The organism is Enterococcus sp. 2STP (genome assembly GCF_032465635.1).
In the GTDB taxonomy this organism is placed as follows: Bacteria; Bacillota; Bacilli; order Lactobacillales; family Enterococcaceae; genus Enterococcus_B; species Enterococcus_B lactis.
Genome location: NZ_JAWDJH010000029.1, coordinates 1 through 22,914, shown reverse-complemented (window position 1 = coordinate 22,914; position 22,914 = coordinate 1). Strand labels below are relative to the sequence as shown.

At 37.2% G+C, this 22,914-nt stretch carries 19 protein-coding genes and 1 rRNA gene; 10 read left to right on the top strand and 10 right to left on the bottom strand.

The annotated features are described in order from the left end of the window. Nucleotides 1-237 precede the first annotated feature (237 nt). The 5 genes from RWU19_RS12485 to RWU19_RS12465 form a co-directional block, all read right to left on the bottom strand. Nucleotides 238-1,611, bottom strand: a complete 1,374-nt coding sequence (locus tag RWU19_RS12485) for a PTS transporter subunit EIIC (protein ID WP_123837616.1) — start codon at nt 1,609-1,611, stop codon at nt 238-240. Continuing rightward, complete coding sequence (rbsD, locus tag RWU19_RS12480) at nt 1,611-2,006, bottom strand: D-ribose pyranase (RefSeq protein ID WP_002293242.1); 396 nt, start codon at nt 2,004-2,006, stop codon at nt 1,611-1,613. The genes RWU19_RS12485 and rbsD overlap by 1 nt, the downstream gene beginning before the upstream one ends. 21 nt (nt 2,007-2,027) lie before the next feature. After that, nucleotides 2,028-2,951, bottom strand: coding sequence for a ribokinase (rbsK, locus tag RWU19_RS12475; RefSeq protein ID WP_123837617.1), 924 nt, complete (start codon nt 2,949-2,951; stop codon nt 2,028-2,030). Between the two features lie 108 nt (nt 2,952-3,059). Then, nucleotides 3,060-4,073, bottom strand: a complete 1,014-nt coding sequence (rbsR, locus tag RWU19_RS12470; protein WP_002293245.1) for a ribose utilization transcriptional repressor RbsR — start codon at nt 4,071-4,073, stop codon at nt 3,060-3,062. An 81-nt stretch (nt 4,074-4,154) separates the two neighbouring features. After that, nucleotides 4,155-4,757 carry an isochorismatase family protein gene (locus RWU19_RS12465; RefSeq protein WP_002293246.1) on the bottom strand — a complete coding sequence of 201 codons (603 nt, stop codon included), beginning with the start codon at nt 4,755-4,757 and terminating at the stop codon, nt 4,155-4,157. Between the two features lie 184 nt (nt 4,758-4,941). On the opposite strand from RWU19_RS12465, the gene RWU19_RS12460 reads away from it, so the two are divergent. The 3 genes from RWU19_RS12460 (at nt 4,942) to treC (ending at nt 10,678) form a co-directional block, all read left to right on the top strand. Continuing rightward, nucleotides 4,942-5,643, top strand: a complete 702-nt coding sequence (locus RWU19_RS12460; protein ID WP_002310780.1) for an ABC transporter ATP-binding protein — start codon at nt 4,942-4,944, stop codon at nt 5,641-5,643. A gap of 9 nt (nt 5,644-5,652) precedes the next feature. Further along, the gene (locus RWU19_RS12455) at nt 5,653-8,364 is read left to right on the top strand and encodes an FtsX-like permease family protein (RefSeq protein ID WP_123837618.1); all 2,712 of its coding nucleotides are present in this window, start codon (nt 5,653-5,655) and stop codon (nt 8,362-8,364) included. A 685-nt stretch (nt 8,365-9,049) separates the two neighbouring features. After that, a complete protein-coding gene (gene treC / locus RWU19_RS12450; RefSeq protein WP_104764739.1) occupies nt 9,050-10,678 on the top strand; it encodes an alpha,alpha-phosphotrehalase in 1,629 nt (542 codons plus the stop codon). A gap of 61 nt (nt 10,679-10,739) precedes the next feature. Here treC and RWU19_RS12445 read toward each other — a convergent pair whose 3' ends face one another. Then, on the bottom strand, nt 10,740-11,921 hold the full coding sequence (locus tag RWU19_RS12445) for an AI-2E family transporter (protein ID WP_002293256.1): 1,182 nt from the start codon (nt 11,919-11,921) through the stop codon (nt 10,740-10,742). Between the two features lie 249 nt (nt 11,922-12,170). Between RWU19_RS12445 and RWU19_RS12440 the strand changes: the two genes are divergently transcribed. Beyond that, the gene (locus tag RWU19_RS12440) at nt 12,171-13,694 is read left to right on the top strand and encodes a zinc ABC transporter substrate-binding protein AdcA (protein WP_123837619.1); all 1,524 of its coding nucleotides are present in this window, start codon (nt 12,171-12,173) and stop codon (nt 13,692-13,694) included. A gap of 67 nt (nt 13,695-13,761) precedes the next feature. Here the strand turns inward: RWU19_RS12440 and RWU19_RS12435 are convergent, their stop codons facing one another. The 3 genes from RWU19_RS12435 to RWU19_RS12425 all read right to left on the bottom strand — a co-directional run bounded on the left by RWU19_RS12435 (nt 13,762) and on the right by RWU19_RS12425 (nt 16,526). Further along, complete coding sequence (locus tag RWU19_RS12435; protein WP_002293258.1) at nt 13,762-14,490, bottom strand: LytR/AlgR family response regulator transcription factor; 729 nt, start codon at nt 14,488-14,490, stop codon at nt 13,762-13,764. 12 nt (nt 14,491-14,502) lie between these two features. Then, nucleotides 14,503-15,783 (bottom strand): ATP-binding protein, encoded by a 1,281-nt coding sequence (locus tag RWU19_RS12430; protein WP_002373258.1) that lies wholly within the window; start codon nt 15,781-15,783, stop codon nt 14,503-14,505. Nucleotides 15,784-15,923: 140 nt separating this feature from the next. Further along, nucleotides 15,924-16,526 (bottom strand): accessory gene regulator B family protein, encoded by a 603-nt coding sequence (locus tag RWU19_RS12425; protein ID WP_002293263.1) that lies wholly within the window; start codon nt 16,524-16,526, stop codon nt 15,924-15,926. A 245-nt stretch (nt 16,527-16,771) separates the two neighbouring features. Here RWU19_RS12425 and RWU19_RS12420 point away from each other — a divergent pair, with 245 nt between their 5' ends. Then, the gene (locus RWU19_RS12420; RefSeq protein ID WP_002293266.1) at nt 16,772-16,978 is read left to right on the top strand and encodes a hypothetical protein; all 207 of its coding nucleotides are present in this window, start codon (nt 16,772-16,774) and stop codon (nt 16,976-16,978) included. A 184-nt stretch (nt 16,979-17,162) separates the two neighbouring features. Continuing rightward, nucleotides 17,163-17,882, top strand: a complete 720-nt coding sequence (locus RWU19_RS12415) for a deoxynucleoside kinase (protein WP_016853096.1) — start codon at nt 17,163-17,165, stop codon at nt 17,880-17,882. A 79-nt stretch (nt 17,883-17,961) separates the two neighbouring features. On the opposite strand, the gene RWU19_RS12410 is transcribed toward RWU19_RS12415, so the two are convergent. Beyond that, a complete protein-coding gene (locus tag RWU19_RS12410; protein WP_002315912.1) occupies nt 17,962-18,645 on the bottom strand; it encodes a YoaK family protein in 684 nt (227 codons plus the stop codon). 219 nt (nt 18,646-18,864) lie between these two features. Here RWU19_RS12410 and RWU19_RS12405 point away from each other — a divergent pair, with 219 nt between their 5' ends. The 4 genes from RWU19_RS12405 to RWU19_RS12390 all read left to right on the top strand — a co-directional run. Then, complete coding sequence (locus RWU19_RS12405; RefSeq protein ID WP_123837624.1) at nt 18,865-21,051, top strand: ATP-dependent helicase; 2,187 nt, start codon at nt 18,865-18,867, stop codon at nt 21,049-21,051. 349 nt (nt 21,052-21,400) lie between these two features. After that, entirely contained in the window at nt 21,401-21,811 is a 411-nt protein-coding gene (locus tag RWU19_RS12400; protein ID WP_002286258.1) for a Spx/MgsR family RNA polymerase-binding regulatory protein, read from the top strand. A gap of 13 nt (nt 21,812-21,824) precedes the next feature. Further along, nucleotides 21,825-22,181 carry a Spx/MgsR family RNA polymerase-binding regulatory protein gene (locus RWU19_RS12395; protein WP_002315910.1) on the top strand — a complete coding sequence of 119 codons (357 nt, stop codon included), beginning with the start codon at nt 21,825-21,827 and terminating at the stop codon, nt 22,179-22,181. 672 nt (nt 22,182-22,853) lie between these two features. Beyond that, nucleotides 22,854-22,914 (top strand): 16S ribosomal RNA (locus RWU19_RS12390); the annotation flags it as partial.

The window sequence follows — 22,914 nt, the reverse complement described above, 5'->3', positions numbered from 1 at the left end:
AATAAAACAAGTTGTAAAAAAGCAACGAGCAGTCATTCGTTGTGGTTTGATGTTCATTTTATTGCATAAACCATCTTTGTTTGGGGATAAACAAGTGGGGATAAAAATGGTCATGCATATGTAAATTATACCAAAGATTGGAGAGCATCACAAAAAATTTATAAAAATAACGATCCTAAAAAAGAAAAAAACTGAAATATGTGATAAGCATCTCATACTTCAGCCTTTTTTCGTTCATTATTCGTACGACATTAGGTCCTCATCAAACCCGCTAATAAGGGTGGTGATCATTGCTACGACTAGACTAACAGCCAATCCTGCTAAGTACCAGAAAAAAGTACCGGAAATAAAGGCTGGCAATGTGGTCAGGCTACCAAATACAAAAGCGATCGCTTTCACTTGAGCAAATCCCATGACAGCTCCACCAGCAGCTGCACCGATGCAAGCAGCAACAAATGGTTTTTTCAATGGAATCGCGATTCCGTAAACAGTAGGCTCGGTCACTCCCGCAAGTAAAATCGAAGCGAAAGCAGAACCAGAAATCGAACGTGTTTTTGAACGTTTACTTCGGAGGAATACCCCTAAAGCTGCACCAGCCATTCCAAAATTAGCTGCTCCTGTCAACGGAACGATACGGTCGAACCCATAAGCTGAGATATTGCTGATCATGACAGGATTTACAGCCCATTGGATACCAAATATCACCAAAATGTTCCAGCCTCCAGCGATGATTGCTCCACTGATCGGTCCGTTAATATCCATCATCCAAGTAATTGCTGCAGCTAAACCTTCACCAAGATAAACACCGGCAGGTCCGAAGACCATTAATGTCAAAGGAACCGTGATGACTAATGAAAGTAAAGGTACAAATACTAATTGCATGTTTTCACGAATATATTTTTTAAGGAATCTTTCGACAAAAGAATAAAAGAAAATACCTAAAATCGCCGGCATGACAGTAGACGTGTACTGCATCAGCACTACAGGAATCCCCAGAAAATCAGTAGCTGCTTTACCACTATCTGAAAGTAAAGAGGTCAAATTTGGCTCAATCAGCGCTGCAGCAATGACAGCCGCGATATATCCATTCACTTTAAACGTTTTGGCGGCAGAAAAAGCGAGAAAGATTGGCAGAAAATAAAAGACAGCATTCGACGCAGCAGACAAAATATGATAAGTCCCGCTCGTTTCACTAAGCCAGCCAATCGTAGTTGCTAAAACAACCAGACCTTTTAATATACCAGAACCGGCAAATAGGGGAATGATTGGCGTAAAGATTTCCGATATCAAACCAAATAGTTTTTCGATCGGATTTAACTTTTCTTTCGGAGCTGAATGATCGATTTGACGTGTCAATTCCTTATAAGCAGGGGCCAATCCCTGATCCATAATTACTTCTGCATATCTATCGAGTAAAATGAAATATTTGATGGAAGGGATTTGCTGCTTTAATTTTTCTACATTTGCTGCTGGCTGTTTTTGTAATTTGATACGAAGCCGAGTCGCACATGGGAGGACAGAATCAATATTGTCTTTTCCCCCTAACTGATCAATCAGCAGATGAATCTGTTCGGACAGTACCATCTGTTCAGGATTCATTGTCGTTTCCATTAGAAGACCACTCCACTCACTAAGATAATATTGGCATAAGGTGTCATCTCGCCTGTACGAATAAATGCATGGCAGTTATTCAAATCTTTTTTCATTTCTTCATGTGGGATAAAGCTAATCGGTGTATCTGGTAACAGTAATTTGATTTTTTCCAATATTTCCGGATTCATTGTCTTTATTTCTTCTGCCAATTCAATGGATTGTACTTCAAGTTCTTCTAAAACGTTCTCTAAAACAGATAAAAAGCTTGGAAGTCCGTTTGAAACAGCTAAATCTATTTTTTCAGTACCAAAGGGAACAGGCATGCCTGCGTCCCCGATACTTAATTTGTCAAAGTGTCCCATTTGTGCGATTACTCGTGAAATATCTGAATTGATGACTTTTCCTTTTTTCATGTTTGTTTCTTCCTCTCGTTGTTAATTTATGACTGCTGATTGTTCTAAAGCTTCACGGTAAGGGATAGAAGGTTGCGCACCGTAAGACTGTACGGCAATAGAAGAGGCTAGATTTCCATAAAGGATCGCTTCTTTCAAGTTACCAAGGTCTGGCTGAAGTGTGCTGCTCAATGCCCCAATAAATGTATCACCTGCGGCTGTCGTATCGACAGCATCTACTTTAAAAGCAGGGACGATACCGTGTTCTTTTTCTGTGTGGTAGAAAGCACCGGCACTGCCCAATGTAATGATTACTGTTCCAATGCCTAATTCATGCATTTTTTCAGCTGCTGCGACCAAATTGTCATGGTCTGTAACTCTGATTCCTGTAATAATTTCTGTTTCTGTCTCATTTGGTATAATGATATCTGTCTTTTCGAGTAGTTCAGTAGGAATGGTTTCTCTAGCTGGTGCAGGATTCAGGATCGTTGTTTTTCCTGCGTCTTTTGCAATAGAAAAAGCTAGGATCGTCGCATCTAAACTACTTTCGAATTGAGCAATAATAAAGTCACTGTTTGTAATCAATTCTTTGTTCTTTCGAACTTCTTGTTCATGGAAAGCATTATTTGCGCCTGCATGAATCAAGATACTGTTTTCTCCTGCGGCATCCACCATAATCATTGCTTGTCCGGTTGCGGCGCCCTCAATTTCAGCAATTCCAGATGTATCGATGTTTTCTTTTGTCAGTAGATCCAACAATTGCTGTCCTTCACTGTCAGTTCCAACACCTCCAATAAAAGATGTTCGTGCGCCTGAACGTTTGGCTGCCACTGCTTGGTTGGCGCCTTTGCCTCCGCCAGCGTGAAAAATCTCATGTGCATGCATCGTTTCTCCTGGTTTTGGCATTTTGGTTAAACGAAGGGTAGTGTCTATATTAATACTTCCAATTACTGTAACCGTGTTCATTTCACAAACCTCCAACTATCTCATTTATTTTGATGGGAAGAATTATTTTTTAAAACGTTTTAGTAAAACGTTTTAATAGTTCGATAAAAATATAGCACACCTTGAAAGCTATTTCAAGGGTGCAGTCGAAAATCTTTTTTCTAGTCGTACAGGTAGCCGTTTTTCTTCCCACTCTTTTTCTGGGAATTGGATTCGATCTAACAATAATTGGGCAGATGTTTGCCCCAATTCGAAGATTGGTTGTGCGATTGTCGTCAGTTTTGGCTTGATATATTCGCACATATCTATATTATCATAGCCAATAATGCTATAGTCTTCTGGGATGCTTTTTCCAGCTTCCTCTAATCCGCGATATAATCCAAAAGCTAATTCATCATTTAAAGCAAACACACCAGTTGCAGCAGAATCAAGAAGTTTGGCTGTGATTTGGTAGCCGCCTTGTTTTGAGAACTGTGTAGGCAAGAGGATCAGTCGGTCATGAGGGATTTGGTAAACATCAAGAGCAGATTTAAACCCATCAATCCGAGCGTGGACATTTTCTGGCAGATTTTCAGGATAGACAAGGGCGATCGTTTGATGTCCTAGACTAAGTAGGTGCATACCTGCCAGATAACCACCGCGAAAATCGTCTGTTCGTACGGCATCACTAAATCCTTCAGATTTTTTTTGATCCAAAACAATGAAGGGCCGGCCTTGTTTTTTCAAATTTTCGTTGATTGCATTCGTAGAGACAGCAGAAGTCGCAATAATGAATCCATCCACACCTCGACGTGTGAGCTCGGCTAGGTACTCGATTTCTTTTTGATGATCAGAATCAGCATTACATAATATCGTGACGAAGTTCTGATTGTACAAGATATCTTCAATTCCTCGCATCAATGTACTGAAGAATGGATTCGTGATATCAGGAACGAGTACGCCAATCGTTTTCGTTTCCTTGGTAATCATTTGTCTAGCAAAATAATCAGGTTGATAGCCTAATTCTTCTTTAGCAGCTAAAACTTTCTGAACGGTTTTCGGACTGAATTTCTCTGTATTTCCATTTAATATCAAGGAGACAGTTGTGATTGAAACACCGGAAAGTTTAGCGACTTCTTTGATTGTGATCTTTTTTTTCACCATGTTCATACTCCTATCTAAATCCTGTGGTTATTTTCCCATGAAATCAAAAAGAAGTAAATGAAAATCACATACGCTAGTACCCTATTTGCTTTGTTGGATCGCTTCGATTATTTGTTTCGTTGAACGTACTCGTGCAGTTTTCGGAAATATCTTTTTTATGAACAATTGATGCGATTCTTTGTCGCGATCACTACAAGCATCTTCAGCAAGCACGACATGGTACCCGTGTTGAAAGGCATCTAATGCAGTAGCATATACACCGTTTGTTGTCGCTACACCGCTTAAAATGATGGTTTCGATTCCACGACGGCGAAGTTGAAGATCAAGAGAAGTACCAAAAAAAGCACTTGGATTGTATTTTGTGATAGTCAACATATTGTCTGTATCTTTCAAAGAATCCTTCAAAAGTAAATCAGTGAATTCTGGAGGTACAGAAGCAGCAGTCATTCCACCCATATCAGTTTGTTGACTCAAATAAGGGAAAGTGGAGATGTCTACATTCACTAAAACTTTCAAGGCAGCGGTACGTTTCAATGTTTTTGCTAACGAATCATTGTTTGTCAGAATAGATGCTGCAGTGTGTGGAGAGAGTGTACCGTTATTTACGATCCCTTTTTGCATGTCGATCGCGACAAAAGCAGTTTTTGATAAATCAAAAATCATATTTTTCTTTAAATCATTCATGATGTTCCTTCTTTCAAATAACAATGTTTTTTATGTAAGTAAATCATAAATCGTTTATTTGTCAACTAAATAAAGAATTCCTTTCTTTAGTCTAGAGAAATTCAATGGTAAAATGAATAAGTGTGAGAAAACGCATTCGATGCATAGATATAGCGAGAAATATCGTGAAAATGGAGGAATCAGAGTGAAGTATGTCGAAGTAAAAAATGAATACAAACGATACAAGATGGGAGAAACGACCATTACAGCAAATGACGATATTTCTTTTTCAATTGAAAAAGGCGAATTAGTGATTATACTTGGCCCTAGTGGAGCGGGAAAGTCAACGATTCTTAATATTTTAGGTGGGATGGACACACCTGATGAAGGGCAGATTATTATTGATAACACAGATATTGCACAATTTTCAGACAAGCAGCTTACTGCTTACCGACGAACAGATGTAGGGTTCGTCTTCCAATTCTACAATCTCGTTCCTAATCTAACAGCAAAAGAAAATGTGGAATTGGCAACGGAAGTTTCCCCTGATGCGCTTGATCCTGTCGAAGTATTGACGCAAGTGGGCCTAGCTCATCGATTGAATAACTTTCCGTCCCAATTATCAGGAGGCGAACAGCAGAGGGTTTCCATTGCTCGAGCATTAGCCAAAAACCCTAAACTGCTTTTATGTGATGAGCCGACAGGTGCACTGGATTTTGAAACAGGAAAGCAAGTATTGAAATTATTGCAAAATGCTAGCAGACAACACGGCAATACTGTTTTGATCATTACACATAATTCTGCTTTAGCGCCCATCGCTGACAGAGTTATCCACATCAATGATGCGAAAGTAAGGTCAGTTGAATTGAATGAGCATCCTTCATCCATTGATGAGATTGTATGGTAGGAGGATTTTATGAAAACAAAAACATATCTTAAAGCAGGTTTTCGCGAAATCCGGCAATCTAAAGGGCGGTTCATTGCAATCATCCTTATTGTCATGCTAGGAACACTTTTATTCGTAGGTGTCAAAACTGCTGGACCTGTCATGCAAAAAACGATGGATCACTATGTTGATACAGCAGGACTTTCTGATTTGCAAATCGTTTCTACTGGTGGTTTGACACAAAAAGATATCGCTCAAGCAGAAAAGATCCCAGATGCAAAAGTAGAAACAGGGAAACAGTTCTATTATTCCAATACTGGCAAAAATGAAGTGATTCAAATCTTTTCTTATAACAAAAATAGCAGGCAGAACAAGCTACAATTAATTGATGGAAAACGCCCGGAAAAATCCAACCAACTTTTATTAGATGAAAAAGCGGAGAATGAAGGGTATAAAATCGGTGATGTCTATCAGATTGATTCAGATGAATTGAAAGAAAAAGAGTATACCATCACTGGCTTTGTCCGTTCTCCATTGTTCATCAACAATTTGGAGAGAGGATACGCGAATGTCGGAAATGGTAGCGTGGATTATTTTGTCTATTTGCCTGAATCCAATTTCAAGACGGATATTTATTCTGTCTTATATCTGGATTTTACGAACGTAAAGAATTTGAATACGTACAGCAAAGCTTACAAAGATAAAATGGAGCAAAATCAAGAAAAGGCAGAAAAGTATTTACAAGATCGACCCGAAGAACGCTTAGAAGAGCTGAAAAAATCGGCAAACGAAGAATTAGAACCAGCACAGCAAAAAATAACAGAAGGCAAAGCACAAATAGCACAGGGAAGAACACAGTTAGAAGATGCTAAAAAACAGTTAGCGCAGCAGTCAGCAGCTATCCAGCAGCTTCCTGAAGCGCAACGGACAATCGCTGTACAAACTTTGTCTCAACAAGAAGCTCAACTCGCTGAACAAGAAAGGCAGTTAGTTGAGAAAGAACGAGAACTAGCTTCTGCAGAGGAAGAATGGAACGAAAATGCAGAAAAAATTGAAAATTTAACTAAACCATCATACCTATACAATGAACGTTCAGAAAATGTCGGGTTTCAAGAATTTGGTGATCTGGCTGAACGTATCGCAGCAATCGCCAATGTTTTTCCTGTTTTCTTTTTCTTTATTGCCGCATTGATCACCTTTACGACAATGACGCGTATGGTAGAAGAAAACCGCAGGGAAATCGGAACATTGAAGGCGTTAGGTTATACGAAAGTTGAAATCGCAAAAAAATATGCAATCTATGCAAGTCTAGCCTCAGGAATAGGCATTGTTTTAGGAACGATATTAGGAACGAATCTTTTACCAAGGATCATTTTTGAACTATCTAACGAGCGATATGACATTGGGAGTGCCCTTGTTTTTTATGACTGGCCACCGATTTTACAAGCAGCTGCCGCATTCTTCATTGCCGCATTTGGCGCTGCAATGATTGTTTTGTTCAAAGATCTAAGAGAACGGCCTGCTGCACTGCTTCAGCCGAAAGCACCGAAGCCAGGGAAACGTATTTTTCTTGAATACATCACTCCGCTGTGGTCACGCCTTAGCTTTAATCAAAAAATCAGTTATCGAAATCTCTTCCGATACAAGTCAAGAATGCTTATGGCGATTATCGGAATTGCTGGATGTGCCGGTCTGATGGTTGCGGGCGTGGGATTGAAAGATTCTCTAAGTTCTGTCTCAGCCAAACAATTTGGACCGATCATTGACTATCAAGCAATTGTTACATTAGATTCATCCACGGAAGAGAATCATCAAAAAGCAGCGGATATGTTGCAGCAGCAAGAAAAAGTAAATGAGATCCTAGCTATTCATACTCAAACCGTAGAATTGAGAAAAAAAGGGCATGCTTCACAAAGTCTGACAGTGATCGTACCGAGTAAAACAGCTGATTTTGATCGTTTTATCCATTTAACAGATCTTGAAGAGAACCCACGTTCCTTACCTAAAGCAGGAATCGCTATTACGCAAAAAGCAGCAGAACTATTTGACTTATCTACAGGAGATCATATATCGCTTTATGATGAAAATCAAAAAGAATGGAAAGTCGAAGTAAAAGAAATCGTGAAAAACTATCTAGGCAGCTTTATTTATCTGTCCCCTGAATATTATGCTTCAGTGACTAATCAATCGATGTCGGATAATGCATTTTTGCTGCGTACAGATAAGATGACAACGAAAGAAGAAGAAATGCTTTCCGAGAAACTGCTGGCTACAGACGCTGTGACAAATACGTCTTTCATGTCCAAACAAATCGAAACGCAAGAAGAATCAATGGCGAACTTAGACTCGGTTGTATTAATCTTTGTCGTATTGTCAGGATTGCTGGCTTTTATCGTCTTGTATAATCTAACTAATATCAATATTTCTGAACGTGTACGCGAATTATCTACGATAAAAGTCCTTGGATTTTTTGATAAAGAAGTCACGATGTATATTGTTCGAGAAAATATCATCTTTACTCTCTTAGGGATCATTGGAGGATTTGGTGTAGGATATGTATTGACTGACTTTATCTTACAACAAGCATCTATGGAGAATGTCATCTTTCCATTAGTGATTACATGGTGGGCTTATGTTTTATCAGCAGGATTAACCATCGTATTCACGGTTATTGTGATGATTGTTACCCATTTCAAATTAAAGCATATCGATATGATTGATGCGTTGAAATCGAATGAATAAAAATAGAGGTTGTGAAATCAGCGGTTTGACCTGAGTATTAGAGAAACAAACGGCAAAATAGTTCCTCATATTTTGCCGTTTTTTGAGCGAATACCGAAGGCCAGCTGATTGAACACCGTTTAAGAAAGAGGTTGTGACAGAAGTGGTCAGCTTCAAGAAATAACAAGGAATTTACGAAAATGGCTTCTCAAATTTTTATGACATTTCGGCTTATTTCCGAAGAAGCTACTTCTGGAACACTGTGTATAAGAGGTTGTAAAATCAGCGGTTTGACCTGAGTATTAGAGAAACAAATGGAAAAATAGCTCCTCATATTTTGCCGTTTTTTGAGCTAATACCGAGGGTCAGCTGATTGAACACCGTTTAAGAAAGAGGTTGTGAGTCTGCCGTTTCACTCTGAGTCACAAGGAGCAATTTCAAAAAACAGCTCCTCATATTTTTCATTTGAAAGGACTTATTGTCGTAGATGCAAGCTTTTGAACAACATTTATAGAAGAAACAAGAACTTTAAACAAGAGACTAGACAAATACATGTCTGTTCTCTTGTTTTTTATTGGACAACACCCTCTTAGGAAGTATAAAGATAAATTTTACAAACGCTTTCGGTTCAGTTATAATAATAAATGATAACTTGTATATATAAGTTGTGATAAGTAAGAAATCAGTTGAATGGAGGCAAATATCCATGACATTTAAAGACAAAGTCATTTATCAAATCTATCCCAAATCTTACAAAGACAGTAATGGTGATGGAATTGGAGATTTAAAAGGAATTAAAGAAAAACTGCCATATTTGAATGATCTAGGGATCGATATGATCTGGCTAAATCCTATTTATCCAAGTCCTCAAAAAGACAACGGTTATGATATCTCTGATTACACAGCCATCGATCCTATCTTTGGTACGATGGAAGAATTCGAGCAACTAATAGCTAAAGCAAAAGAATACCAAATAGAAGTCATGCTTGATATGGTATTGAATCATGTTTCGACAGAACATGAATGGTTCAAAAAAGCACTAGCAGGGGATCAGTATTATCAGGACTTCTTCATTTTAAGAGAAGAACCAACGGACTGGGTATCAAAATTTGGTGGAAGTGCTTGGTCACCTTTTGGAGATACAGGGAAATATTATCTGCACTTATATGATCAGACACAAGCTGACTTGAACTGGCGGAACCAAGCAGTAAGAGAGGAATTATTCAAAGTAGTTCGTTTTTGGATGGAAAAAGGGGTAAAAGGATTCCGTTTCGATGTTATCAATGTTATCGGTAAAGACGAGCAATTGAAAAACAATAAAGAAAATGATGGTAAACCTGAATATACGGACAAACCAATCACCCATACGTATCTAAAAGAATTGAACCAAGCAACGTTTGGGACGGATTCCACTATCATCACAGTCGGTGAAATGAGCTCTACGACGATCGAAAATTGTATCTTGTATACAGAACCTAGTAGAGAAGAATTATCAATGGTCTTTAATTTTCATCACTTGAAGGTCGACTATGAAAATGGCAATAAATGGTCAACTCCTCCATTTGATTTTGCAGAATTAAAGCGACTGTTCCATACTTGGGGAGAAAAGATGAGTGATGGTAATGGCTGGAATGCTTTATTTTTTAATAACCATGATCAGCCACGTGCGCTCAATCGGTTTGTAGCTATCGATCAGTATCGAAAACAAGGAGCAGAGATGCTAGCAACCATGATCCATTTAAATCGTGGAACACCATATATTTATATGGGAGAAGAAATCGGCATGGTCGATCCAGACTATTCCTCAATTTCCGACTATATTGACGTAGAAAGTTTGAATGCTTACAAGTTGCTCCTTGCACAAGGATGCACAGAAAAAGAGGCGTTCCGTCGAATCAAAGCAAAATCTCGTGATAACTCTCGAACACCCATGCAATGGTCCGATGCAGAACAAGCAGGTTTTACTACAGGAAAACCTTGGTTAAAAGTTGCAGGTAAGCTAGAAGAGATCAATGTAGAGAAAGAACAATCTTCTGAGGATTCTATTTTGTCCTATTATAAGAAATTGATTCGATTGAGAAAAACATATCCAATCGTTGCACAAGGCGATTATCATGCTTATGGAGCAGATCATCCGCAAGTTTATGGCTATCTTCGCCAATTTGAAGGGCAGCAGCTACTTGTATTAACAAATTTCTATGATAAAGATACAAGGATCACCATTCCAGAAGGATTCACAGAAGCCGCTATTCTTATCGATAATTATCCCGATACTGTTCTCCATCAAAACCTGGAGCTAAAACCATATCAGGCAATTGCTTTACTGAAAAACTAAAATAAAAAAGTATAAAACGCCGATCCTAAGAGCTATTCTCGTGAGATCGACGTTTTGTGTTTTATTTAAAATAATCTTCTTCAGAAAATGAAGAGTGTTCATACTCTCCTTTGTCGCCATAAAATTTATTGTAGCGTTGTTTGAATTTACGGAAAATAAAAGTAACGAGTAATTTGACTAGCGTATAGATAGGAATACCGAAAATAACGCCCACAATTCCCATTAGATCACCCATGACAAGCAAAACGATCAAGATCGTAATCGGATGGATCTGCAAACGATCACCCATTACTCGAGGAATCACCAAGTCACCATGGAGAAGTTGTACGGCAAACCAGACAATGACAAATTTGACAGCCATAAAAGTAGAGTCTTGGAATGCAATGATCAAACCCGGGAAAAAAGCGATAAACGGTCCAATATATGGAATAATACATAATAACCCAGCAGAAATAGCTAAAACACTGGCAAATTCTAATCCGATCAGTAAGAAACAAACCCAGTAGACTGCTCCAAGGATAAATGAAGCAATGATCTGCCCCTTTAGAAATGAACCCAATTGTTGATTAGCAATCTTTGTCAAATTTTTAAAATCTGTACGAAAGGCTGGTGGGACAATCGCTAAAACTGACTGATAAAATTTTTGAGGATTTCTCAAAAGAAAAAAAGTGACAATGGGCCCAGTAAATAAAGTAATGAAAATAGCTGTAACAGTTGAAAAAATATTGCTGATCCGTTGTGCGCCGCTTTCCCAATAATTTCCAATAAAGCCAGCTATATCAGACGTCACGTCATCAATAGAAGTAAAAAATTGATTAAATGAATCGGCAAAAGGTGTTTTTTCCAAAAATTGACGGAGACTCTCTTGGAAATCTTGAAATAAATCTGGCAAACTGCTAATCAATGTTTTTGTCTGTTCTTCAAGAAAAGGAACAAGCCATACACTTCCAAGCCCCAATAAAAATAAAATAATCACATAAACAATAATGACTGACAGGTTCCTCGAAAGGTGCTTGCTTAAACGTTTGATGACTGGTTCCAAAAGATAATATAAGATCAGCGCAAACAATAATGGGGGCAAGATAGTAGCGATAATAATCCCAACAGGCTTGAATATAAATGAAATCTGATGGAAAAAATAAATGATCAGTGCCAGCAGGATCACCATACCTAAAACATAGTAAGAGGTTTTGCCTCCCAAAAAGCGGATCAAACGATTCGTTGTATCTGTTTCTTTTTTCACTCATTTTCCTCCTTTGTCTATAACTTTATTATAGACAAAAGAGGGGATAAAAGGAAAATGATAGAGGTTGATGGAAAAAATATCGTGAATCATCCATACAAAAGTTCTCCTCAATTAAAATAAGAAAACGCTTGACAGCTCTTTTAACCCTATGATAAATTAAATTCTGTTGCTAAAACGTAACTATTACGATTTGCTAGAGGCGAATCGGAACATTCAAATGAAAGAAGATGAGAAGGAGTGTTATAAATGAAACGACTGATAGGTATATTGGCTACACTGGTTTTAACAGGTATGTTAGCTGGTTGCGGGGCAAGTGGAGAAGCAGGGGACAGTAAAGAAAAATTGAGCGTGATGACGACCTTTTATCCTATGTATGATTTTACAAAAGCAATCGTCGGGGATGAAGGAGAAGTAGAATTATTGATTCCAGCAGGGTCTGATTCCCACGATTATGAACCTTCTGCTAAAGACATGGCAAAGATCCAAGATACAGATATCTTTGTTTATAATGATGAAAACATGGAAACATGGGTCCCCGCAATCCAAAAAACATTACAAGAAGGCAACGTCCATACGATAAAGGCGACAGAAGGTATGCTTTTACTTCCGGGAAGTGAAGAAGGACATGATCATGACCATGAACACGGGGAAGAAGGTCATACACATGAGTTAGACCCGCATGTATGGTTAGCACCAAGTTTAGCAATCAAGCAGGTAGCAAGCATACGTGATCAGCTAATTGAAGCCTACCCAGAAAAACAGGAAGTATGGACAAAAAATGCAGCAGCCTATACCGAGAAACTTCAAGCACTCCATCAGCTTTATCAAGAAACATTTAAGCAAGCAAAACAAAGATCTTTTGTCACGCAACATGCTGCATTCAACTATCTGGCATTAGAATATGGATTGAATCAAGTATCTATTGCTGGTCTTTCTTCTAGTGAAGAACCGTCTGCGGCGAGAATCGCTGAACTGAAACACTTTGTTAAAGAACATGGGATCAACTATATTTATTTTGAAGAAAACGCCAAAGATAGTATCGCCAGAACGTTAGCAAACGAAGCAGGTGTATCTTTAGAAGTATTGAATCCTTTGGAGGGGTTGACGAATGAACAAATAGAAAATGGAGAAAACTATCTTTCTATCATGGAAGCAAACCTCGAAGCGTTGAAAAAAACGACAGAGACAGAAAACCCGTTAGAAGATACTTTGACCCCCAAAAAAGAAAAGAGCGTCTATAACGGTTATTTCGAAGACGAGGAGGTACAAGATCGCTCTCTTTCAGATTGGTCAGGAACTTGGCAGACAGTAGATACGTATGTAGAAGATGGGACATTTGATCCTGTTTTTGAATATAAAGAAAAATTGAATCAGGATAAAACAGCACAAGAATATAAAGAATACTATACGAAGGGCTATCAAACAGATATTGCTTCAATCAAGATCGGTGAGAAAGAGATGGCATTTACGTTTAAGGATGGAACAACGAAACGTTCAAATTATCGTTATGTAGGGAAAGAAATCTTGACCTACGAAGCAGGAAACCGTGGTGTAAGGTATCTATTCGAAGCAGAAGATAAGGAAAGTGGCGCGTTTAGATATATTCAATTCAGTGATCACACGATTGCACCGGCTGACTCCGAACATTTTCATTTATATGCAGGAAATGAAAGTCAAGAAGCATTGCTAAAAGAAATGGAAAATTGGCCAACATTTTATCCAGACACAATGGATGGCCGTGAAATTGCACAGGAAATGCTTTTGCACTGAGAGACAAAAAGAACCGAAGGGTTTGGATCGGCTGATTATTTAGTCGGTCCAAACTATTCGGTTCTTTTTATGAAATTAACTTTTTTAATCCACGGATAGAGACAGGGATAGTCTCACCGTTTGCCAACGTGACTTCTCTGGTTTTTTTATTAATCGACCGCACGTTTTGTGTGTTGATAACATAAGATTTATGGCAACGAATAAAATTCCGATGCATTTTCTCGATTTCTTTGATCTTCTCGTAGAATTGCAATTGAGCATGAGTCAAATGAACTTCCAATTTATGTGGTGCGCCTAACGAAGTAGAAAAATATTGGATTTCTTTGATCGGTAAAAATTTGATCTCATCATTGAACTCTATTTTGAAGATATCTTTTTGGATCTGGGACATTTGAAAATCTTCAAAAATTTTGCTCAGGATCTGCTCGACATTTTCTTTTAAATCATAAAGGTCTTCTTTCACAATATAGTCAGTCGGCTCAATGTTGCTTTTTAAGATTTTCATCGACATTTCCGTATGAGAAGTCACGTAGATGATTTTTCCTAAAGGATCTAATTCACGGATCAATTTACCAATCGCTACGCCATCCATTTCACTGTCTTCTAATTCAATATCTAAAAAGTAAATACCAAAAGAAGAAGTTCTGATCTTGGCCGCATTGAGAAGTTCTTCCGGATCAGAGGTAGAAATATGAACATAACTGTCTAAGTTTTCAATCATGATCCTGTTTTTGATCACCGTTGATAAAACTTCCAATTGTTTTGGATCGTCTTCACAAATATAAATGGGAATCATATCATTACTCCTTTATTTTATTTGTATATAAATCGTTTGAGAAAAACGTTGGTTTTCAATTGATGTTTCAAGGAAAAGATAAGGGTTTGTCTTTGTCAATTCATCCAAGATAAACAAGCCAAGTCCTTCGTTTTTTGGATTTGTTTTTGTTGAGAAACCTTTTTGTTTCAACTGGTTTAACGGTAATGTATTGGTTGTTGTATTGATTACACGAATCATCACGGAATGATTTTTCTTGATGATTGTCAATTCGATCTTTTTCTTCTTTGCAGCACTAGCTCCTTCAATCGCATTGTCCAAGATAATACCAAGCATACGTACAAGGTTTACCGTATGTTTCGTATCCAACTCGATTGGCTTAGGAAAATGAAGCTGGACGATCAATCCTTTTTCCTGTGCCATCATAAGTTTTAATGACAGCAAACTGCGTATTTCAGGAACTTTCATATTATCCAACATACTTAGATTGGCCGGGAAAAGGTTCATCATCTGGCGTGTAGGCAATATCGTTTGATCGTAGTACGACCGTAATCCTTCCAAGTCGCCTTCTGCAATGTAGCTGTGAAGAGAAAAGAGCAGATTTTGGTAATCATGTTTGAATTCTCTCAAGTCTTGATAGTTTTTTTCCAGATCTTTGATATAATCCTGCTGCATCCTGACTTGTTGCTCTAACAACTGATCAGCTAATTTCTTATTAGAGATTTTCCAATAATAAACCAAGATGATCAAGCCGACACACAGATAGAGAATAAAAAAACTAGTATTCAAAGCTAAGACATCAGGTGTTTCACCAGAAAAACGGGTATAAAAAATAATGATATAGTATGTAAATAATATCAACGTCCCAATCGTACCGATCATACGGCGGTCCACTGTGTGAAACCAAGTCTCTAACGATTTTTTAAAACAAAAAGCTAATAAAGCAGATAAAAGAGCGGATAAGGCAATGTGAAAATACTGCAAGGAATCTCCTGGTTCAACAACCGCAGATTTCAAAACAAAAAAATCGCCGATGCTTGTTAAATGATCTCCTAAAAGCGACGTCAATAATCCAAAAGGAAGCGCGTAAACTAATTGTTGACGCGAAGTCGAAAAGAAGAAAAAAGTAAGCATCAGCATTCCTATAGCAATTAGAGCAGTAAAAATCCCTAAAACTGAGTAGACCCATCCAATCAAAACGCAAGAAATCAGAGTGACTCCTGCAAACAGATAATTGTATCGGATATGATGGTCAATCAATAAGATACAAATTGTGTAAATCAAATATTGCAACGCTATGGACCATAAAAACATAAAGTACAGCTCCCATTGATTTTTACCAAATTATAGCACAATTAGCGTATTATTTTTTTAATTTTTCAGGGATTTTGAATTCAGAACTCATACCAAAGCAGCAGCCAGATACAAAAAAGTCAGATAAGTTAGTTAATTGTTTAATGATTGTTTTTTTCATGAAAGATTCCTCCAAAATTCATCAAGTAGTTTGTAATAGGAAGCAACGTAGCTATTTCTAAAACAATCCCAAGTAGCAAATAGGTAGAAAAGTAAGAAGCTGAGAAAAATAAAGTGATGAGAGAAAAAATTAGAAACATGCTGATCGCCTTCTTTAATAATGGTGGACGTTTCTCGGGTTCAATGGGATTGATGGCTGTACCTCTTGATCCATAGCGAAGCAGTAACAAAAAGCAGCTGATTAACAAAAAGACCATCATTGGGAAGGAGATAGTCAATTGCAGATGTTTCATCACCAAGGGAACGCCCCATAAATAAAGCAGTGTCCACAGCAGACAAACGAATTCAGAGTCGGAATGCAATCCATAAGCATATCTGCGGATGCAGATATAGGAAAGAAAGGTGATTCCTGTTTCCGCCCATGAGCCCGTCACCAGAGAAAACACTAGAACGACCGCTAGTTTTCCAAGGTTGTTCAATAAAACTTCTAAGGCAAATTTTACTTGGACATACACCATATCTTCTTCCGATTTGTCTCCGCTGAATAAGGTTTCTAATAATTTGTTCACAACTTTATCTTTCATCTCATACGTACCTCCACCACAAATTCTATGCTAAAAAAAATAAAAAACGTGTTTTGTTTCATAAAAAGTGGTTTTGACATCAAAACCGTCATGATTTCCTTAAAAAAATCTTCATTTTTTTAAATCCTTTCCAAAAAAGGTGACAGTTTTGATACGAAAAGTACATTTTATGACAAGTTTGTGTTTTTTCGAGTATTTTATGTTAAAAATTTACTGACCTTAGAAAAGGTGATGGAGGGATTCTTATGGAAAATGAACAATTGTTTGAAGTCGGCGAAACATATGCATTTAAATCTGATTTATTTGAATCACCAATAAAAGGAAAAATAGAAAAAATCTATGAAAATAGCGTGATGATACGTGTCATGAATTGCGCAGCAGAAGACAATGATACCGCTCATAATCTGCACTGGCAGTTAGTCGTACGCAAATCAAGTACAATAGAAGAATAAAAACAGATAAAATGTTGAGAGCATAAAAGAGTAGAAGTTCATCCATTCTACTCTTTTATTTTCATGAATAGGCGTGACTTCTAGCTACTATTGGCGAAGCAGCCTTTAAGGAGCAGATAAAGTCAAGGCTTTTATTTCTATAAATGAAGTAGTAAAATGAAGAACAGATTTTATTACAGGAAGGATGCCGATAATTGTGATTATTGTTGCAGGAACGATCGGTGCAGGGAAAAGCACACTGACTGAAATGCTTGCCCAAGATTTAGAAACAAAACCTTTTTATGAGAACGTGGAGGATAATGAAGTATTGCCACTGTTTTATTCTAATCCGGAAAAGTATACTTTTTTATTGCAGATATTTTTTTTGAACAAACGTTTTTTGGCGATTAAAGATGCTTTCAGCCATGATGACAATGTACTAGACCGCTCCATCTACGAAGATAGTATGTTGTTTCATCTGAATGCCGATTTAGGGCGTGTTTCTGAAGTAGAAGTAAAGCAGTATGAGGGTCTTTTAGAGACGATGCTGAAGGAATTAGAAGAAATTTCGCCGCAAAAGAAACCGGATCTACTGGTTTATATTCGTGTATCCTTTGAAACTATGTTAGCAAGAATCAAAAAACGAGGTCGGGAATATGAACAGCTAGAGCAAGATCCTGAACTCTATTCCTACTATAAAGAACTCAATCGACGTTATGAAGAATGGTATGAACAGTTTGATATATGTCCCAAAATAGTAATCGATGGGGACAAATACGATTTCGTAGCCGATCCAGCATGTGGAGAACAAATCGTACAAGAAATCAAGATGCGGGCAAAGAAAATGACAGAAGAGGCAGATGGCCAGTCGATCCGCTACACTACAAATAACCCGAAAGCAAAGGGTATCTTTACAACTAAATAATAAAAAAACTAAGCAAATTGCTCACTCACAAAATTTCTTTGTGAACAGCATCCTGCTTAGTTTTTTTGATTCAGGGGAATCAAAAGGTGAAACGGTTCGTATGATAAAACTGCCATAACTGAAATGTCTGAGTGAGGGCCATGATCAAGAATAAAATAGAAACGACCAAAATCGAATGGGCGCCAAACAAATGATGACAGAATACAAGGACAATAGCCCCTGCGATAAAGGCAAGAACGACAGTTAAATAGTGGAAAAATCGATCAAAATCTGCTTTTTCTTTAGAAATACAATAATCATATAAATTTGTTGCTACCCCTTTTAAATTTCCTGTTGTGAATAAATTGGTGTAGGCACGCCCGTTGATTTTATCAAAAGCCACCCACTGGATCGAGGCCGTAAAAGCAATTAAAATCGTTACTAATGCGGGATGCTCATGGACAGGTGCCAAACTGACAAAGAAAAAAATCACCGCTTCATAATATAGAACAAATAAGCGCCAGAAATGTTTTTCTTTTTTTCTAAAATAATCAATCAAATACTTTGTTAGAAGAATTCCTAAGAAAAAGAAAAGGGTAGACAATACTTTTTTGCCAACGCTTAGCCACTCTCCGTCAAAAGCTTGGATGATCGATAGGATGATATTGCCAGTTTGAGCAGAGGCAAAAGCACCATACTGGATATAAGTATAACTGTCCATTGCTCCTCCGATAAATGTCAGCAAAAGACCTATTGTACGCCCTTCGTGAAAGGAAGTCTGCATTTTTTTCATCACCTTTTATGAATATAATTTTGTCTTCCTTATCTTAGCATAAACGATTGAAAAAAAGGAAAAATTTTCAGAAAACTAAAATCATCTCGCTCCCCATTTTCATTTTTAGAAAGGTCTGTTAGTATAAAGAAAAAATAGACAACGAGATTTTAAATAATCAAATTGGAAGAAACAACTTCAAAGAAGAAAGATGGGAAGGAAATCAATCAGTTGGATGAAAAAGAAATTCTCCGATTACAAAAAGAACTGAATCGTTGGGAGAACAAATATAAAAAGCTTCAACAAGTCTTTCGGCTACAAGAAGAAATCATTGCTACCTATGAAGCGGCTTATGGAGAAGCCCCTGGACTTATTGAGGAAGAAATGCAGGAAAAAGAAAGCAAAGAAAACAACACTTTCTTTAAAATGATGGAGAAACGTTCTTATAATCGCTTCAATCAAGAACAAAAAGCAGCTATCACATACGATATGCAGAAACATCTTCGAATCATAGCGGGAGCTGGGAGCGGCAAGACGCAAACAATCTGTGCAAAAGCGGTGTACCTGATGACACAAAAACAAGTAGACGAAGAACGCATACTGATGATTACTTTTACACGGAATGCTGCAAATGAACTAAAAAAACGAGTAGATAATTTCAGCCAAAGGAAAACTGCTGTCCATATCGGAACATTCCACAGTATCTTTTTTAGGATATACAATGAGATTTGTCGAAAATTCCCTGATGTGGCAATGCAAGGGATACAAGGAGACTTTTCAAAAGATACTGCGCAAAAAGTAAATGCTGTTTTGCAACAGCTGATACGTAAATATAATCTTTGTCTTTTTGATCAATATGGAGAAAAAACGATTGCTTCTCGCTTAGACTATTGGCAGAATATGAACCTATCAATAGAAGAAATGATCCAGTTAGTTAAAGAAAAATATGATTCCATTGATAAGAATGCAAGACAACCGATATCAGAACGACTGTATGGATTGCTCACAGAACTCCAAGAACAAAAAAGAAGGCAGCAATTGTTAGAGTTCAATGATGTACTCCAAAATTTGAAAAGCGCTTTGGAGAATGACGAGATTCAGCGCTATATTGGACAGAAATATGATTATCTGTTTATTGATGAATTTCAGGATACTAATCCACTTCAATGGGAAATCGTGAAGCGGATGACAAAGGAAAACGGGATCAAGTTAATCGTTGTTGGAGATGATGACCAAAGTATCTATGGATTCAGAGGATCAGAGCCAGCATATATCAAGAACTTTGAAAAAGAATATCCTACTAAAACTCTTTTCTTATTAACTAATTACCGCTCTCGGGCAGCTATTGTCCAAGGAGCGAATAGATTGATCAGCTATAACAAAAATGATCGGATACCAAAGGCGATGATTCCAGCACAAAAAGAAGCGGGCATTATGGAGGCTTATTTGTTCTCAGATACAAAAGCAGAAAGCCAGTGGCTGATAAGTCAAATTCAGTCATTTATTCAAAAAAATGGGAAATATAAGGAATCGATCATATTATACCGATCGGCTTCGCAAACACAGCAACTTGTCCAATCTCTGCTGAAAACGAATATTCCTTTTGTACTGGAAGCAGATAGTCCATATGAAGGTATCTTTGGCATCAAGTCTTTCCAACAGTTCTATCAAAAAATCGTTCATTGGCAAACAGCACAGAATCCGCAAAAGAAAAATCAGGCCTATCAGCAGTTGCTGCGGCAGCTGATGGTAGACTGCTATCTGAAAAAAAGTGAATGTGATCAATACTTTTCTCCTAAATATCAAAATACAGCCATTACGGATTATATTTTGTCGGTAAGACCTAATTTAAAATCCAAATCTGCAGAAATCCGCCAGTTTGAGGAAGCGTTGCGTAAAACAGACCAGCATCAAGAAATCTATTCGCTTGTACAAAGCTATCTTCATCTGCCACGTATAGCTAAGGAAATCGATCAGAGTGATCAAGAATGGATACGAGAAGAAGTAAAGCAACATGCTACTTTTAGAAGTATCCAAGCCTTATCGCAAGAAACCCAAGCAACAGCTAAAGAATTAAAAACCCGCTTGATTGCTTACAGACAAGGAAAACTTGATGCGCTATGTATCCAGAGCATTCATAAAAGTAAAGGTCTTAGTTACAGAAATGTCTTTTTAATTGGCTGTAACGAAGGAAGTTTGCCTTATAACGGAGCAACAGAAAAGAAAGTCATTGACTCTAATGAAATAAAAGCAGAACCAGCGACGACGATAGAAGAAGAACGAAGACTATTTTATGTTGCGATGACTAGAGCAAGAAATCGTCTGTATCTATGTGTACCTCAAATGAAAAATACAAGAAAATTGAAAGTATCGAGATTTGTCAAAGAAACCGGTAGTCGTATGAAAAAAGGAAAGTGATGGAAAAGAGGTTGTGACAGGAGTGGTCAGCTTCAAGAAATAAGAAGGAATTTACGGAAATTGCTTCTCAAATTTTTGTAAAATTTCGGCTTATTTTCGAAGAAGCTACTTCTGGAACACCGTTTATTCGGAAAAGGGAGGTGTGACAAGATTTTTGTCACACCTCCCTTATTTATTTTTGAAAAATGAGAATACTATTATTAAAATAGGGAATAAATAGAATAATTCTCATTATTTAAACGCAAATAATCGATTTTTTTTCGACTTTTTTTATTTTTTATTAGCTAATAATTGGTATTTTAAAAGAAATTGCTGTAGAATTGGATTATAATTAAAAAGGAGTGAGAAAATGATAAAAGTATATACTTCGCCTAGCTGTACTTCCTGTAGAAAAGCAAGAGCATGGTTGCAAGCGAATCAACTTGAATTTGAAGAGAAGAATATTTTTGCCGAACCGTTAACAGAAAGTGAGATCAAAAAGATCTTAGCAGCGACTGAAGGAGGAGTTCAAGATATTATTTCCACTCGGTCGAAAATTTACGAGAAGTTGGGAATAGATTTTAACGAATTAACTTTAAAGCAAATGATCGTCCTATTCAAAGAATATCCTTCATTATTGAGACGGCCTATTTTGATTGATGAAAAAAGAATACTAATCGGATTCAATGAAGATGAAATCCGGTCATTTGTCCCTCGTGAAATTCGGTGTGTTGCTAGAAACCTAATCTATTTACAAAACAATAACATCTTAAATTCATAGGGAGGGAGTCTTCGTGGAAGTGAAAGTCTATGGATCGGCGCACTGTGTAACCAGTCTGAAGGCGAAACAATGGTTAGAATACCATCAATTGCCTTATCAATTTGTTGACTTAGAAGAACGCGATCTAAGTACAGAAGAAGCAGAAGAATTATGCAGTTTTGAAGAAGTGCAAGCAGAACAGCTATTTGCGACTTGGTCTGAGGCTTTTCATAACATTGCGATAGACCTTTCCTCTGTAGGTAAAAAACAACTGATTTCTTTATGTACACAACATACAAAACTCCTCAGACGTCCGTTGATCATTATTGATGAAGTTCTATTTATTGGATACAATGAGCAGTTGATGGAGCAACTTATCCTAAATAAATAGTCTTTACCTATTTTAATCAATTTCTGAGCGCTTCGTACAGTTGGAACAGTCGAACACTTAACATCAAGTGTGTTATGTGTTCTTTTTTTTGTCTTTATTTTTCTACTATAAAAGATATGCTCGATTTATTTGGTCAAAATTCAAATGTACGAGGGAAAATAGGCTGAGAAATATATTGACATGTGTAAATTTACATGATATATTCATTTTTGTTGTTTTAAGTAATACGCAAATAAAGCAGCATTAAAAAAACTTGAAAAATAGTTATTGACATGTTGATGATGACATGATAAGATAACTGAGTCGTTAAAAAAGAACAGCTTACGAAGCTTGATTCTATCGAAAAAAACTTCGAAAAAGTTCTTGACAAATAACAAACGATAAGTTATGATAAATGAGTTGCTGAAAGATTTCGAAAAACGAAATCGAAAAAAACTTTTAAAAAGAGTTGACAATCACTTGACACTCTGATATGATATAAAAGTTGCTACGGCAGCCAAAAACAAATCGGAAAAACACTTCCGATGAAGTAGACCTTTGAAAACTGAACAAAGTAAGACAAACCAAATGTGTAGGGCGTCTTGATTCAATTCAAGACAACAAACATTTTTAACAAGCAAGCAATATGCTAGCAAACAAATTGAGCTTAACAATCGCAAGATTGTTCGAACTTTTTATGAGAGTTTGATCCTGGCTCAGGACGAACGCTGGCGGCGTGCCTAATACATGCAAG